General features: G+C 57.1%; 14 protein-coding genes, 1 tRNA gene and 3 pseudogenes. 14 read left to right on the top strand and 4 right to left on the bottom strand.

Annotated features, from left to right (window positions below):
* The first annotated feature begins 57 nt into the window (after window positions 1–57).
* Window positions 58–480, top strand: coding sequence for a chemotaxis protein CheY (locus E4P01_RS19090; RefSeq protein ID WP_216091038.1), 423 nt, complete (start codon window positions 58–60; stop codon window positions 478–480).
* Between the two features lie 40 nt (window positions 481–520).
* On the opposite strand, the gene E4P01_RS19095 is transcribed toward E4P01_RS19090, so the two are convergent.
* The gene (locus E4P01_RS19095) at window positions 521–1,600 is read right to left on the bottom strand and encodes a 3-deoxy-7-phosphoheptulonate synthase (RefSeq protein WP_216091039.1); all 1,080 of its coding nucleotides are present in this window, start codon (window positions 1,598–1,600) and stop codon (window positions 521–523) included.
* A 619-nt stretch (window positions 1,601–2,219) separates the two neighbouring features.
* Here E4P01_RS19095 and E4P01_RS19100 point away from each other — a divergent pair.
* Together E4P01_RS19100 and E4P01_RS19105 are read left to right on the top strand one after the other, a co-directional pair.
* On the top strand, window positions 2,220–2,969 hold the full coding sequence (locus tag E4P01_RS19100) for a carbon-nitrogen hydrolase family protein (RefSeq protein ID WP_216091040.1): 750 nt from the start codon (window positions 2,220–2,222) through the stop codon (window positions 2,967–2,969).
* On the top strand, window positions 2,970–3,401 hold the full coding sequence (locus tag E4P01_RS19105; RefSeq protein ID WP_216091041.1) for a GNAT family N-acetyltransferase: 432 nt from the start codon (window positions 2,970–2,972) through the stop codon (window positions 3,399–3,401). It begins immediately after the preceding gene.
* A 39-nt stretch (window positions 3,402–3,440) separates the two neighbouring features.
* On the opposite strand, the pseudogene E4P01_RS19110 reads toward E4P01_RS19105, so the two are convergent.
* A pseudogene (locus E4P01_RS19110) lies at window positions 3,441–3,503 on the bottom strand (DNA-binding protein); the annotation flags it as partial.
* An 82-nt stretch (window positions 3,504–3,585) separates the two neighbouring features.
* Here E4P01_RS19110 and E4P01_RS19115 point away from each other — a divergent pair.
* From E4P01_RS19115 to E4P01_RS19165, 11 genes and pseudogenes are all read left to right on the top strand, one after another.
* Window positions 3,586–3,717, top strand: a pseudogene (locus E4P01_RS19115) (transcriptional regulator); the annotation flags it as partial.
* A 160-nt stretch (window positions 3,718–3,877) separates the two neighbouring features.
* Window positions 3,878–4,519 (top strand): UvrY/SirA/GacA family response regulator transcription factor, encoded by a 642-nt coding sequence (gene uvrY / locus E4P01_RS19120; protein WP_005786991.1) that lies wholly within the window; start codon window positions 3,878–3,880, stop codon window positions 4,517–4,519.
* 1 nt (window position 4,520) lies between these two features.
* A complete protein-coding gene (gene uvrC, locus E4P01_RS19125) occupies window positions 4,521–6,344 on the top strand; it encodes an excinuclease ABC subunit UvrC (RefSeq protein WP_216091042.1) in 1,824 nt (607 codons plus the stop codon).
* A 32-nt stretch (window positions 6,345–6,376) separates the two neighbouring features.
* On the top strand, window positions 6,377–6,937 hold the full coding sequence (gene pgsA, locus E4P01_RS19130; protein ID WP_044273195.1) for a CDP-diacylglycerol--glycerol-3-phosphate 3-phosphatidyltransferase: 561 nt from the start codon (window positions 6,377–6,379) through the stop codon (window positions 6,935–6,937).
* A 60-nt stretch (window positions 6,938–6,997) separates the two neighbouring features.
* Window positions 6,998–7,073, top strand: a tRNA-Gly gene (locus tag E4P01_RS19135).
* Between the two features lie 223 nt (window positions 7,074–7,296).
* Window positions 7,297–9,012 (top strand): integrase arm-type DNA-binding domain-containing protein, encoded by a 1,716-nt coding sequence (locus E4P01_RS19140; RefSeq protein WP_060767500.1) that lies wholly within the window; start codon window positions 7,297–7,299, stop codon window positions 9,010–9,012.
* 116 nt (window positions 9,013–9,128) lie between these two features.
* Window positions 9,129–9,575, top strand: coding sequence for an antitoxin Xre/MbcA/ParS toxin-binding domain-containing protein (locus tag E4P01_RS19145; RefSeq protein WP_216091043.1), 447 nt, complete (start codon window positions 9,129–9,131; stop codon window positions 9,573–9,575).
* Window positions 9,575–9,961 (top strand): RES family NAD+ phosphorylase, encoded by a 387-nt coding sequence (locus E4P01_RS19150; protein WP_216091044.1) that lies wholly within the window; start codon window positions 9,575–9,577, stop codon window positions 9,959–9,961. Before E4P01_RS19145 ends, E4P01_RS19150 begins: the two co-directional genes overlap by 1 nt.
* 210 nt (window positions 9,962–10,171) lie before the next feature.
* A complete protein-coding gene (locus tag E4P01_RS19155; protein WP_143508430.1) occupies window positions 10,172–10,855 on the top strand; it encodes a hypothetical protein in 684 nt (227 codons plus the stop codon).
* Window positions 10,856–11,250: 395 nt separating this feature from the next.
* Entirely contained in the window at window positions 11,251–11,979 is a 729-nt protein-coding gene (locus tag E4P01_RS19160) for a class I SAM-dependent methyltransferase (protein ID WP_073453529.1), read from the top strand.
* Window positions 11,980–12,174: 195 nt separating this feature from the next.
* A pseudogene (locus E4P01_RS19165) lies at window positions 12,175–13,083 on the top strand (ADP-ribosylglycohydrolase family protein).
* A gap of 82 nt (window positions 13,084–13,165) precedes the next feature.
* Here E4P01_RS19165 and E4P01_RS19170 read toward each other — a convergent pair.
* Both E4P01_RS19170 and mobH read right to left on the bottom strand, forming a co-directional pair.
* Window positions 13,166–13,417 (bottom strand): hypothetical protein, encoded by a 252-nt coding sequence (locus tag E4P01_RS19170; protein ID WP_060767493.1) that lies wholly within the window; start codon window positions 13,415–13,417, stop codon window positions 13,166–13,168.
* Window positions 13,418–13,709: 292 nt separating this feature from the next.
* Window positions 13,710–15,386 (bottom strand): MobH family relaxase, encoded by a 1,677-nt coding sequence (gene mobH / locus E4P01_RS19175; RefSeq protein ID WP_078820881.1) that lies wholly within the window; start codon window positions 15,384–15,386, stop codon window positions 13,710–13,712.
* Between the last annotated feature and the right edge of the window lie 57 nt (window positions 15,387–15,443).

A 15,443-nucleotide genomic window follows, 5' to 3' on the forward strand; every position in this document is an offset into this window, starting at 1 on the left:
ATGTCTGGAAAATGGGCGACGCTCACTGCCGAGCACTGCCTGCCCCAGGGGTTTGCCATGCCAAACAAAGCACTGACCATCCTGATTGCCGATGAACAGCATCTGCAACGCCTGTACATCGAGAAAATGCTCAACCAGTTGGGGTATTACCGGATCGTGCCGGTGCAAACGCTCGAAGAAGTCCAGATTCTGACCTCCATTCCAGCCGAACCCTTCGATGCGCTCATCATCAATGCCGGGTTGCTGGACCATGCCATTGGGCTCCAGCAGTCAGTGCACCACGTGTTGGTATACGAGCACATCGACCTGGGCGAGCCTGCCGGTGCGACGTCAGCGGTGCGGGTGCGTCTGCCGGGCGTGCCGGACAACGTCAGCCTCGAACACTTCATGGACATCGTCGACCCATCCGAGGCTGCCCATGGCCTGCGGGTACTGCCGTGGCTACGGGAGTTGTCCCGGGCGCGGGTGGCCCGGGCCTAGCTTCGCTTCAACGCTGCTGCCGCATGTTGATCCGCACCCGTCAATTGGTTTTGTGAGATTCGCGCAGGCGTTCGGCCGCACTGCGCAGCAACTGCTCGGTTCCGTCCCAACCCAGGCAACCATCGGTTACCGACACGCCGTATTGCATTGACGCGCTCAGCGGCTGACAGCCTTCGAACAAGTGGCTCTCAAGCATCATGCCGATCAGCGACGTATCACCCTGCAAGCGCTGCTCCAGTACGTCATTGAACACTGCCGGTTGGCGCAGTGGGTCCTTGCCGCTGTTGGCGTGGCTGCAATCGACCATGATCCGCGCCGCCACTTTGGCCTTGGCCAGGTCATGTTTCACCTGGACCACGCTCTGTACATCGTAGTTTGGCCCACGGTGACCGCCGCGCAGTACCAGGTGTGTGTCGGGGTTGCCTGGCGTCTGGATGATGGCGGGATGGCCTTGGCTGTCGACACCGAAATGGCGATGCGGGTGGGACGCTGAGCGCATTGCATCACAGGCAATCGCGACGCCGCCGTCGGTGCCGTTCTTGAACCCTACGGGCATGCCCAGGCCGCTGGCCATCTCGCGGTGGATCTGCGACTCGGTGGTGCGTGCGCCGATGGCGACCCAACTGAGCAGGTCATCGAAGTAGCCGGCAGCCATGGGTTGCAACAGCTCGGTGGCGACTGGCAGGCCCAGGCGCAGCATTTCACGCATCAGTTCGCGGGACAGGGTCAGGCCGGCGGCCATGTCATCGCTGCCGTCCAGGTGCGGGTCGTAGGCCAGGCCTTTCCAGCCGATGGTGGTACGCGGTTTTTCGACGTAGGCGCGGATCACCAGCAGCATCTGGTCGCTGACTTCAAGCGCGAGTTTCTTCAGGTTGCGTGCGTATTCCATGGCCGATTGCGGATCGTGGATCGAGCACGGGCCGACAATCACCAGTAAGCGCGAGTCTTCGCCATTGAGGATGGCACGCACGGCCTGGCGATGCGCGTGGATCTGTTCATGGAGGAACGGGCTGAGGGGCAGCTGGTGTTTCAGCTCAAGGGAGCTGGGCAGGCGCTGGGTCAGGGCTTCATTGGCGCTGTTGAGGGTGCAGACGGGCAAAGCGGCGACGGAGGAGTTCATATTCAAGGCTTCCTGGGCAAGCGGCGGGTTGTTCCCGCGCGCTTGGCCTACTGGGGTGTTCGACAATTGGCCGTACTGGCGACGTGGGTTGGTTTGCCACCAATAGGTGACCGATCGGAGGCGGCAGGCTGTCCCGAACGGAGCTGGCTAAATCGCCATGCAGTGCAAGTGTCGAAGCGGTAATAAGTGGCGTAGTTCATGGCGTGATTCCTTTAAGTGTTCTTGAACAAACAAAATGGTTAGCGGCTGAAAAACAAAACCCCCGGTCGGGGAGCCGACCGGGGGTTTAGATTTCTCTGGTAGGCGACCCCTTGAGTAGTGGGCGCCGATTTCAGGTATCAGGCGCGCCAGTGGCTAAACCAATACCCAAAATAAAAGCCGGCCAGTGCGCTCGAACCGTTCACGCGGGTAGCCGACACCGAGCGCAAGGCGCTGGCAGCAGGGCAAACCTGAGTATGGGTGAGTTGCAACATGGTGGCTCTCCAAATGATGGGGGGAGCTTACTAGAGGCGTACGGGTGGATTCAATCAGTAATTTCTATTGCTTGAGGGTACTTACGGCTATGGGGTGAGTGTCGCTATGCTGGTGGCTCATAAACGATGATTGCCAGGACGCGACCATGACTGCCTTGACCCTTGCTGCGGCGCAAACCCTTTCCATTGCCGGCGACGTTGAAGCCAATATCGCACGGCACCGGGTGTTCATGCAGGCTGCGGCAGAGCAGGGTGTGCAATTGCTGGTGTTTCCGGAGCTGTCTTTGACCGGTTATGAACCCACGCTGGCCGCTGACTTGGCCATCGCTCCCGATGCGCCAGTGTTGGCGCGCCTGCGCGAGATGGCGCGCGAGTTGCAGCTGACGGCAGTGGTGGGTATGCCGATCCGACTGGCCCCGCAAGCGGATGTTTTGATTGGCGCCCTGGTGCTGGGGGCCGACGGCTCACTGGCGGTGTACACCAAGCAGCATCTGCATCCAGGCGAAGACGTGGCGTTTGCGGCCGGGCAGGGTGGTGAGGCACTCCAATGGGGCAATGACCGTATTGCCCTGGCGGTTTGCGCCGACTTCTCCCACGCCAGTCATCCACGTCATGCGGCGCAAGCGGGCGCCAATGTCTACGCAGCAGGCGTACTGATCAGCGAAGGCGGCTACGCAAAAGACAGCGCGCTGCTGCAGGGCTATGCCGCGGAGCATCGTCTGCTGGTGCTGATGGCTAACCACGGTGGCCCCTCGGGTGGCTGGGCCTGTGCAGGTCGCAGTGCGATCTGGGCCGCGGATGGCCGTTTGCTTGCAGCGGTGCCCGGTGTCGGCGAAGCGCTGGTGATTGCCCGCCGCGACGACGAGCATTGGGTGGGCCAAGTGGTGGCCGTGTAAATGGCTTTTCACCTGCGTGCTGCCACAGAACAGGACCTGCCGTTTGCGCGAGCCCTGACCCACCAGGCGATGAACCGCTACTACGTGCAAAACCAACTGATTTGGTCCAATGCCGGCTTCGACACGGCCTGGGCCGGTCGGGAAAACTGGCTGATTTGCCGAGATGACCACACGTTGGGGTTTATCAGCCTGAGCCGTGATGGTGGCGCTCTATACATCCGCGAGTTGCATTTGCTCCAGGCGTATCGCGGGCAGGGCGCAGGCACCTGGGTGCTGGAGCAAATAGCGCTGAAGGCACAGGCGCTGGGGCTGTTGCGGTTGACCGTGTTCAAGACCAATCCGGCCAGAAGGCTCTATCAACGCATGGGGTTCAGCATTGTTGGCGAGGAGGATGGTTTCTGGCGGATGGAGCGTGTCTGTCGCGTACGCTAAACCCTGTACAAAATCCTAATAAGCGCATACTGATTCAGGAACCGACTTCCCTTGATGTTCCAGCCAGGCCTTGGCTTGTGCAGCGGTGCGGATTCCGGGCATGGTTCAAAACCGCTCAAGTTCGTTCAACGAAGAGATGAGTGTGTCACCTCTTGATGTGTGCAAAATGGGATCATGCATCCAAATGAGTGGAATCGGTTCGCGTTTAAGGCAAGAAAGAGAGCGACTCGGCCTGCCGCAAAAAGTTTTTGGTGAAATCGGAGGCGTTGAAGCCAACGCTCAAGGCAAATATGAAAACGGCGGGCGTGCGCCCCAGGATTCCTGACCTTTTGCCCAATAAATCCGGTCGTCCGCCAGCCGGTGGACGACTACCGAGCAGGCAAACTCCATATATATGACGCTTGCGGCTAGGTCTGCGCCCAGCTTTTTTGCTAAGGTGTTCAGCAATCTATAAGACCATATCGCGAGGTGTCTGCTTGATTAGGGTGCTAGTAGTCGATGATCATGATCTCGTTCGTACAGGCATTACACGAATGCTGGCTGACATCGACGGCCTGCAAGTAGTCGGCCAGGCTGAGTCAGGGGAGGAGTCTCTGATCAAGGCTCGGGAATTGAAACCCGATGTGGTGTTGATGGACGTCAAGATGCCCGGGATCGGCGGTCTTGGTGCCACGACCAAGCTGTTGCGCAGCCACCCGGACATCAAGGTCGTGGTAGTGACGGTGTGCGAGGAAGACCCGTTTCCGACGCGGCTCCTGCAGGCCGGTGCTGCGGGCTACCTGACCAAAGGCGCGGGCTTGGCGGAGATGGTGCAGGCCATTCGCCTGGTCTTTGCCGGCCAGCGTTACATCAGCCCGCAGATCGCCCAACAGTTGGCGATCAAATCCTTCCAGCCCACCAGCGATTCGCCGTTTGATACGCTGTCGGAGCGGGAAATCCAGATCGCCTTGATGATCGTCGGTTGCCAGAAAGTGCAGTCGATCTCCGACAAGCTGTGCCTGTCGCCCAAGACCGTCAATACCTACCGCTATCGCATCTTCGAGAAGCTCGCCATCAGCAGTGATGTTGAATTGACCCTGCTCGCGGTGCGCCACGGCATGGTGGACGCCAGCGCCTGACATGACTACGCCGTTTGATCCAAGTGCCTTTCTCTCGACCTGCAGTGGCCGCCCCGGCGTGTACCGCATGTTCGACAGCGAGGCACGCCTGCTGTATGTGGGCAAAGCCAAGAACCTCAAGAACCGGCTGGCGAGTTATTTTCGCAAGTCCGGCCTTGCGCCGAAAACCGCCGCCCTGGTGGCGCGTATCGCCCAGGTCGAAACCACCATTACCGCCAATGAAACCGAGGCGCTGCTGCTTGAGCAGACGCTGATCAAGGAATGGCGGCCGCCCTACAACATCCTGCTGCGTGACGATAAATCCTACCCTTACGTGTTTTTATCGGATGGCAACTTCCCGCGCCTGAGCATTCATCGCGGGGCTAAAAAGCTCAAGGGCAAGTACTTCGGGCCTTATCCCAGCGCTGGGGCGATCCGTGAAAGCCTGAGCCTGCTGCAAAAAACCTTTTTTGTGCGCCAGTGCGAAGACAGCTTTTACAAGAACCGCACGCGGCCGTGCCTGCAATACCAGATCAAGCGCTGCAAGGCGCCCTGTGTGGGCCTGGTTGAGCCGGCAGAGTACGCCGAGGATGTGCGCCACTCGGTGATGTTCCTCGAAGGGCGCAGCAATGCGCTCACTGATGAGCTGTCCGGGGCCATGGAGCAGGCGGCCAGCACCCTGGATTTCGAAAAGGCTGCCGAGCTACGTGACCAGATCTCTCTGCTGCGTCGCGTCCAGGACCAGCAAAGCATGGAAGGCGGCACCGGTGACGTCGACGTTATCGCCGCGTTCGTCAACCCGGGCGGCGCCTGTGTGCACCTGATCAGCGTGCGTGGCGGGCGGGTGTTGGGGAGCAAGAACTTCTTTCCGCAGACTGGTATCGACGAAGACGTGGCAGAGGTCATGGCTGCGTTCCTTGGCCACTATTACGTCAGCAGCCCTGAGCGCGATCTGCCGTCGGAGCTGATCGTCAACGTGGTGCATGAAGACTTCCCCACCTTGATCGAAGCGATTCACGAGCTGCGCGGCCGCGAGCTGGACATCAGCCACCGCGTACGCGGCACCCGTGCCCGCTGGCAGCAACTGGCCGTGACCAACGCCGAACAGGCCCTGAGCGCGCGCCTGGCCAATCGACAGCACGTTGCCGCACGCTTCGACGCCCTGGCCGAAGTCCTCAACCTGGACGAGCCGCCCCAGCGCCTGGAGTGCTACGACATCAGCCACTCCAGCGGCGAGGCCACCGTGGCCTCCTGCGTGGTATTCGGGCCGGAAGGGCCGATCAAGGCCGACTACCGGCGCTACAACATCGAAGGCGTCACCGCAGGCGATGACTACGCCGCCATGCACCAGGCGCTCACGCGGCGTTTCAGCAAGTTGAAGGACGGGGAGGGCAAGTTGCCCGATATCCTGCTGGTAGACGGCGGCAAGGGCCAGTTGTCCATGGCCCGTGACGTGCTCAACGAACTGGCGGTGCCCGACCTGATCCTGCTCGGCGTCGCCAAGGGCACCACGCGCAAGGCTGGTTTTGAAACGTTGTACTTGAATGATGCCGCCCATGAGTTCACTTTGAAGGGCGACTCACCCGCACTGCACTTGATTCAACAAATCCGCGACGAAGCGCACCGTTTCGCCATTACCGGCCACCGCGCCCGCCGTGGCAAAACCCGGCGAACCTCAACCCTGGAAGGGGTTGCGGGGGTAGGCCCGACCCGCCGTCGCGACTTGCTTAAACATTTTGGTGGCTTGCAGGAGCTGTCCCGTGCCAGCATTGACGAGATAGCCAAAGCACCCGGTATCAGTAAAAAGCTCGCTGAGCTGATTTATGCAAACCTGCACAGCGAATAGAATGCCTTCTCACCTCGTAGCCAGTTGTGCCGATGAATATCCCTAATCTGATTACCGTTCTACGCGTCCTGCTTATCCCGATTTTCATTCTGTTGTTCTATTTGCCGTATGAATGGAGCTACGTCGCCTCCAGCTCGGTATTCGCCTTCGCAGCCGCCACCGACTGGCTCGACGGCTACCTGGCACGCCGCCTGGAGCAGAGCACGCCCTTCGGCGCGTTCCTCGATCCTGTGGCCGATAAACTCATGGTGGCCGTTGCCCTGGTCCTGCTGGTACAGGAACACGGCAACCTGTGGCTGACCCTGCCAGCCGCCGTGATCATCGGCCGCGAGATCGTCGTCTCGGCCTTGCGCGAGTGGATGGCCGAAATCGGCGCCCGCGCCCACGTCGCCGTCTCCAACATGGGCAAATGGAAAACCGCCGCGCAGATGCTCGCGCTGGTCATCCTGCTGGCCAACCCGTCGGACTTCACATTCTGGGTACTCACCGGCTACGCCTTGCTGCTCATCGCCGCCGGCCTGACCCTGTGGTCCATGCTGCAATACCTGCGCGCCGCCTGGCCTCATCTGCGAACCACGGTTGAAAAGAAATAAAACTTTTTTGAATCAAGGGGTTGACGGGTGCTGAGGATTCTATAGAATGCGCATCACCAAGCGGGAATAGCTCAGTTGGTAGAGCACGACCTTGCCAAGGTCGGGGTCGCGAGTTCGAGTCTCGTTTCCCGCTCCAAAATTTGATCCGCAGCTGTCCACTGGGCGCTGGGATCCACGAAATAGACGCTTCGGCGTCTCTTTTCGTTGCTGCGGAAAGCCACTGGAATCCAGGGTAATCCGGTACGTTTAAGTATCGTTTTAAGTACTGTCTAACGGACAGACTCGAATTCGCATTGTTGCTGGATTCTCCCAGGTCACAAGATGAGCATCGGGTGCTGACTCTCTAACAGGAGCTCGCCATGCCTCTCTCAGATATCGCAATTCGGCACGCCCGACCTGCCGATAAAAACTACACCATCGGTGATTTCGACGGCCTGTCCCTGATGGTGACGGCTGCTGGCAAAAAACGATGGTTGTTCCGTTTTTACTGGGCTGGCCGGCAATCCAGCATGTCCCTTGGCAGCTACCCAGCAGTCAGCCTGAAACAGGCGCGTGAACGTCGTGATGAAGCGCGCAAGCTGCTGGCCCAAAACATCAACCCCTGCGAGCACCGTAAGCAGCAGCGCCGTGAAGTTGAGACCAAAGAGAAGTACACTTTTCAAGCGGTCTACAACGACTGGATCGACTTCCGTCGCCTGAGCTTGAAAGAAGGACGCCAAACCACGCTCTCGCAAATTATTAGGGTCTTCAAAAAAGACATCTTGCCGACCCTCGCTGAGCGCCCCATCAAAAGCATCACTCGGCACGATCTACTGGCCATCCTTAGTGCCATCGAGCAGCGCCGAGCTTTCACCATGGCTGAAAAATGCCGCACTTGGTTCAACCAACTTTTTCGTTATGCTCTGGTGAAAGTAGAAGGTATGGAACTCAATCCTGCCTCGGACCTGGACGTTGTCGCGCAGCCCAAACCCCCGGTGACGAACAACCCTTATCTACTGATGGAGCAACTGCCTGAGCTGCTAAAGGCGATTCGGCAATACGGTGGCCACCTTCAAACCAAGCTGGGCTTGCGCCTGCTACTGCTGACCGGTGTTCGCACAGGCGAACTGCGTTACGCCACCCCTGACCAATTCGACATGGAGAAACAGCTGTGGGTCATTCCACCGGAAGTCGTCAAGCAGCTCCAGCTAAAGATGCGTAAGCGAAATACCCCAGCCGGGGATATCCCGCCCTACGTCGTCCCGCTCTCCGTGCAGGCGCTTGAAATCGTCCGCTATCTACTTGACCAGGTCGTGCCCGCACAGAAGTTTCTGTTCTCGCATCGCAGCAACTTAAAACTGCGAATCAGCGAAAACACCTTGAACAATGCCCTGCACCGAATGGGCTACGCTGACCAGCTAACAGGGCATGGTATGCGCGCCACCATTTCTACAGCGCTGCATGAAATTGGTTACCCCAAAAACTGGATTGATGCGCAGCTTTCCCATGCGGATCCAGACCAGGTCAGTGCAACCTATAACCACGCCAGATATATCGAGCAGCGCCGCACTATGATGCAGGATTGGGCGAATCGGTTGGATCTGTGGGCACAGAGTAAGCATGAGGCAGCGAGTTCACCGCTGACGATTCGGCTAGAGGGGACGGCTTCACTGCCGGAGGCGGTAGGTGCGGCTAGCGCTTCGTTGGTCTATGACATAGCTGCTGTACCGAAAGAGGTCGTGGCGTCCTCTGATGCCACGGTTGCTGCTGCGGGCCTGGTTGCGGTGGAGGAGGGGGCGGTGAAGGAAGCTGAATCTGTGGTTTCGAATATTCAGCGTGAGCGTCTGGCGATGCTGGCGGCGTATGAGGCGCCGACTAACTTGACGGTGCCAGAATTTGCGCGATTGGCGGGTAAGTCGCGGGAGCAGGTCAGTCGGGAGATCAAGGCGGGGCGGTTGTTGGCGATAGGGTTGGGGAACCGTGGGTTGAGAGTGCCGGATTGGCAGTTGGATGCTGTGAGGCTGGCACAAGCGCAAACAGTTCTGGCGACAGCTAAGGGGCCTTGGGACGCCTTTTGGAGCCTCTCAGCGTCGTGACTAGCATTGATTCTGGCAGCGTCAAACCGCTCGTCCTGCTGGGAGCGCTACCTGGGTTTGCCCATGTACGATAACAGCCATTTGGCGTATAAATTCGATCATATGGAGGGATTTTTATGAGTGCTGTATTGCAACCCAAAACCTCTGCGGAAACCGTCTTCGGGCGAATGGCGCGCCTGCTGGATATCAAGCTCACCTCAGAGTCTGATGCCGTTCGTATCGTAGGCAATGGTATTTCCACCCACAGCTACAAACGTGTCGCCAGTAAGCTGAAGTTATCGTCCTCACTGGTAGCGCCAGAGAGCACCATCCGGCACCGACTGAGCAGCAATACACGCTTCAGCGAAGCCGAATCCGAGCGAGTGGTGCGCTTGACGCGGGTGTACGCCGAGGCAGTCGAGTTGTTCGGTGGCGACGAAGCTGCAGCGTTGTTATGGTTGAACACTCCGGCTGATTACTTGCCCGACCAACCTGCAATTTCGCCCATGCAGTTGTCGGTGATGGACTCTGGCGCACGCTTGATAGAATCCCACATCCGACGCACTGCGCACGGCATCTTCTGATGCAGTTGTGGCGTATTTCAGCTTTCCCAGGATTGAGCGGCTTTGGTGGTCATCATACTGACGGTCGCCGGCACACCTTGCCACGTTCGGTCATCTACGCCGCTGAACATCCTGCGTTGGCAATGGTGGAGGTGCTGGCGCATATGCGCCTGAGCCTGGCGAATATTCCTTCTACATTGCAGTTGATCCGCATCGACGTTGCGCCAGGGGCGTCGATGGGTGCTTCACCTGCGTTCCCCGTTGCTTGGCAGGCTAACGAGCCGACTTCGCAGGTGGTTGGACGGAAGAGGGGAGCTGCTGTTGCCGGTGCCGTCTGCGTTGATTCCACATGCGACCAATTACTTGATCAATGCGGGCCACCCACAGGCGCAGACACGCCTTGTTGAGCATATCGAGCCATTCTGGTTCGATAAGCGTTATCTGCGTCAGAGGAACCGTGTTAATGCGGGGCTCTGATTTACCTTTCTGTTAGGCCGACTAAGTCTTAGCTGGTTGCTTCGCTGGATAAAGTTTTGTGTTGCTTGGCCGATTTATTCGCCATGTCGCAGTTGTTCGTTACGAGCACTGCGTCCCGTGAATCTACGATTGGCAGACAGATGAGCACACCTAAAACCCCGCGAGCATTAATCCACTATTCAACAGCTGAGGCTGATGCGTTTGATATCCCCAATGGGCATTTCAAGGTTAAAACCCAGGGGCGATTGTATGCCATTGGGGTGAACAATCCGCTAAAGGTCGGTATTACCAAAGCTCTCACGCCTCGTAGCGCTCTTTTGTTTACCGATGCAGCGCTCACCAAATTTTCGCCTCACACCTGTTGGACGTTATCCTTTTACAAGCGATTTCTCGGCCAATACCGCTCCAAGGAATTCGGTGATGTAGTGTGGAAACAGAGCGATACCGTTCGTGAAGGTGATGTCTTACGTATCAAGGATGTGCAGATCGTGCCCATCAATGACCCCGGGCGCAAAGCGTGGCAGCGTGCCAAGGTCATTCTTGTGCTGGTATTGGAACTGACCCTTCTCGCCATTGTGCTTGCAATTATTGCCGCGGCTACGGCGATGCAGTTCCAGTGGTCCTTTCCAGCACCCTATCAAATGTTAGAAAAAATGATTCCAGGCGCTTACGATTTCTTGGATGCTAGCGCGACATGGCTACGCCCGAAAGTCCCTGCTGTATTTGTTGGGTTGCTGGTCATAGTCCCCATTCTTTTCGTTCGGGTATCGCGGCAGTTGGCAACCAAATGCTTTCGCGAAGACCTGAATAAATTGGGTTACTGAGTAGATCCATCATCCACTCCGTGTTCAATAAGAGCTCGATTAATACGTGAGTCGGGCTGTTGAACGTCGAGGGACAGTTGAATATTCGCTGTGGCTCATGCAGCCCGCGCAGGCATAAAATGCAGGGCTAGGATGACGTGTTATAACCCGACACCACACGGTCACCTGTGGCCTGTTGTCCAATGGACAAAAGGCTGCAGGTAACTGGCGCTCATCCAATATGACAGTTGCCCCAGTTTTTTTAGTAGGTCATTTCCGCCGTTACGGTATCTTCAATCTGGCATCGCTGATGTCGTTTCCAAATTATTTGTCTATTTATTCAAAAAACGTAAGCGGGCAACACGCCTTCCTGACACCGTTGCTTGAGGTGATCTCAATTACTTTCGGAGTTCAATATGTCTCAAAATATCTACGACAATCAGGCCTTTTTCGACGGTTATGCTCAACTACCACGTTCTCAGTTCGGTTTAGAAGCTGCCCCGGAGTGGGCCTCTATCCAGACTATGCTTCCGGATCTTTCTGGAAAGCGGATCATCGATCTAGGCTGTGGATACGGTTGGTTTTGCCGCAGTGCGCGAGCAGCAGGAGCCGCCGAGGTGCTTGGCGTGGACTTGTCTGAAAAAATGCTGACCCGGGCACGGGAACTCACCAATGACAACGGCATAAGCTACCAACGCCGCGACCTCGAACAGCTCACACTGCCGAGCCAAGCGTTCGACCTGGTGTACAGCCAATTGACTCTGCATTACCTTCCTGACCTCGCTCCGTTATTGGCCGCCATCTATCAGGCGTTGCAACTTGGCGGATGGTTTGTCTTTACGACTGAACACCCGATCTACACCTGTCCGGCCCGTCAGGGCTGGCTCATTGATGATCAAGGTCAACGGTCATGGGCTGTCAACAATTATCAAAACGAAGGTAAGCGCGTCAGCAACTGGCTGGCTGACGGGGTGGTCAAGTACCACCGGACCTTGGGCACCACACTGAACGCGCTGATGGCTGCTGGTTTTACTATTCGGCATGTCAATGAATGGGGACCAGCATCGGATCAGATCGAAACAAACCCGGCGCTAGCCGAAGAAACGGAGCGCCCCATGATGGTATTGGTTTCTGCGCAACGATAAGACCATGACCATGCTTTATCGAGACACATGTTCTAGGCCCGGAACGTCACACTATTCCTCATAGCAATTATTGTTTGTGCTGATGAGCTATGGCTCGGGCCCATTCTCACTGCCACAGTCAGTCGCTTCCTATATACCAAGTAGGGCAGAGCTGGAATAGTGCTGCGACCTAGGATGTCTATGAGCTGATCACAAATGCCTATCTCTGCGTTGGATCGTTTTCGGGGCTGCCTGCTAGGCCTGGCCTGTGGTGATGCCGTTGGGACCTCTGTTGAGTTTATGCCGCGTGGCTCGTTTCTTCCTGTCATGGACATGATAGGTGGCGGTCCTTTCAATCTTTAGCCTGGCAAGTGGACCGATGACACGTCCATGGCGCTGTGCTTGGCGGAAAGCCTATTGAAAAAGGGCTGCTTTGACGCTGTCGATCAGATGGAGCGCTATCTGAACTGGTGGACATCGGGATATTTGAGTTCTACCGGGGTGTGCTTCGATATAGGTCTGACGGTGCGCCAGGCATTGGCTGACTTTCAAAGTAAAGGTGATCCCTACGCGGGCTCGACGGACCGTTACTCGGCCGGCAATGGCTCTATCATGCGTCTGGCCCCGGTCGTGCTGTTCTACTTCCCTGATACCAATCGAATTCATAACTTTTCTGTCGCTAGCTCCCGTACGACACACGCCGCTCAAGAGGCGGTAGAGTGCTGTTTGGTACTTTCGAAGGTGATCGCCAATGCATTACGTGGAGAGGCGAAAGCTCAGGTGCTGCAGGTGGACAGCTCCGATTTGATCGAGCCAAAAGTGGTAGCGATTGCTCAAGGGACTTATCGGGAAAAGGTACGCGCTGACATTGTAGGCTCAGGTTATGCAGTTGCTTCATTGGAAGCAGCTCTGTGGTGTTTCCATCAGATAGATAGCTTTGCCGAGGCCGTGCTGATGGCTGCGAATCTGGGGGATGATGCGGACACTACGGCGGCAATCGTTGGGCAGGTAGCCGGTGCGTATTATGGCGTGCAAGGTATTCCGGGTGATTGGTTGGGCAGGGTATGGATGCGTGAGTATATTCAAATCACTGCAGATGCATTGATGCAGATGGCTAACGGCTGATTCTGGAAAGTCGAGGTGACGCGGGGAATTACCATCCTTTGATGGCTGGTGACCCCCGCAGAGAAGACAACGCTTGAAGTCGTTACTGCATGAGTTTCATGAAGGCCATCATGACGCCGACGGCTGCAGAAAGCATGACGCCCATGCGAATGGTCAACTTGACCTCTAGCTGTGAAATTTCCGACTGCAGTTGATTGTGCAGGTTTGCGATATCAACCTTGGTAGCGAGATACGTATTCAAGTCTGACTCCATCGCTTCGATTACCGCGTTGATTTTTTGCTCGGGGACGTTAATTGCCATTAACGCCTGGTACAGAGCAATTTCGAGTTTCATATGACCTCCAAAGTAACAAAGGCCGACCCCGTACGGGAAGGCCCGTAGGGGGTTGGGAGATAAACGGCTTCCATCGATCAAGATCGATTGATCGCGCCACCGGAAGTGCGGCGATCATGGGCGGGATCTCTGCGGTAAACCGCAGCGCAACCTGAAGATCCGGGCTGCTGGTTATGTGGCTGAGCAAATCAGCCAGGCACACCTGCAAATGTGAAAGTGATAGGTTGACCGGTCAATCCAGAAGCGGCACTGCGTGTTGACGGATTGTTCGGCAATCGTTGTGTGTAATTTCCTACTGCTTGTTTGTGATGACGAGCTGCAGATACGGATTGTTCAGTGTTAATTCGCCGAGCAGCTCGCCAGGATCGATTAACAGGTAGCCGTGCAGTTGACTGGATTTACGTGGGCCTTGAACGTTGCAGGTCCAGATGTTCAGATCGTTGGGCTGCTTACGGTGCCGCTTTAACTGTTCAAAGTGTTTTTGTGCCCACTCCCAGTCAGGCAGCTTGTCTCGTTTGGCCTGACGGGCCAGGTGGGGGTGTGCCTGGGCGTAGCGCTGGAACAGGCCAGGGGTAACCAGAAACAGCGTGTTGTCCACGGTATGGACAAGGGCCTTGGCATCATTGATACGCAGGGATTGGTTCTGAATGCCCAGGGTCAGCCAATCCATAAAGTGTTGTCCAGGGGAGTTCTGATGATCTTGGCCCGAATTTTGGGGTTGCGCATCTTCGCTGCTCAGAAAGTCCCATAAGTCGTCCGGTGGATCGGATGTAGGGAGCTCGTTCTCGTTAGAAGGGTCGCTCGCTGGCTCTGAAAGCGCACCGGTTTCTACGCTGACGGTGCCTACAAACGCAGGCGGTCGCTGACTGGATTCCCAGATGAGTGCCGGCGCCAGTTTAAGAAAGGTGAATCGGTGTGACCAGCCGTTATCGCTCGTGACGGTTGCGCTCCAGATAGCCTTGCCTTCTGGATTAGGTTGGGCGATGCCATGTTCCTGCAGCACGTTGAACACTGCGGTATTGCTTTCCGGGATGCCCTCGATGCCCTGGGTTAGTAGATGGGCGCGCAGTTTGTCGCACACGGTTTTGCTGACCAGCCACAGGGAGTCATCGGTGAGCCAGCCATCGGAGGCCTGGGGTTGGTTAAGTTTGAGCTCTTCGCTGAGCAGGTAGCGCAGGCCGTCCAGTAGTTTGCGCTGGAGTGCGTGTTTGGGCGCGCTGAGTGCTTTGCTGGGATCACCACCGAGGGCTTGCGCTACGGAGGCTTGGTCTGCGCGCATTACCAGTTCTCCGAGTTCGCCGGCGTACTCATGATGGCCTGCTAACAGGTACAGCAGCGCGCGCCAGAGTTCGGGGAAGCCGCTGAGCCAATCGAGCAAGGCGGGATCCAGTATTTGGGTGTAAAGCAGGCCGGAGGCAGTACCATGCAGACGATACTGGCGATCTTTGCGGTAACGTAGGCGGTAGGGATGAGTTAGCGGTCCGTGCCAAGGGTGCCAGAGGCGGCCATCGCCGTATTCCACGTGCAGGTCGACGGCGATTTTCCCCAGGTCGTGGAGCAGGGCAGCGTAAGCGACTGCAGCTGTCCAGGCTTCGGATTGAGCAGCCTGAGTTTCTGGCGCGGCACCGTAGGGGAGCAGGTGCGACTGGCGCAACTTGAGGGCGCAGGCGACGACCTCCAGGCCATGGTCCAGCGTGCCGCCAGGGTAGGCGTGATGATGGCTTTCGGAGGCAGGAAGCAGTTGCACCAGAGCAGCGTAGCGTTCAATCGGTAGCAGGTACAGGATTTTGAATTGGCTGCGGGAGAGCGAGGTGCGTTGCCATATTTGGTCGAGCATGTGTTTCCGGCGCGGGGTGGCGAGCAGGGTTTGGGCGGACAGTGGGAGGGTGAGTTCAGACGAGGGACGTAACGGAAGGGGCCCATTCTCCGCTGCGAGACACTTCTTTGGACGTCGGAAAAAAGTAAGCATGATTACGACCTGGCGACGGTATAGGCGTGAGAGTCTTTTCCCTTTTTTAGGTAGGAC

The sequence above is a fragment of the Pseudomonas sp. NCIMB 10586 genome, assembly GCF_023127895.1.
GTDB lineage: Bacteria > Pseudomonadota > Gammaproteobacteria > Pseudomonadales > Pseudomonadaceae > Aquipseudomonas > Aquipseudomonas synxantha_A.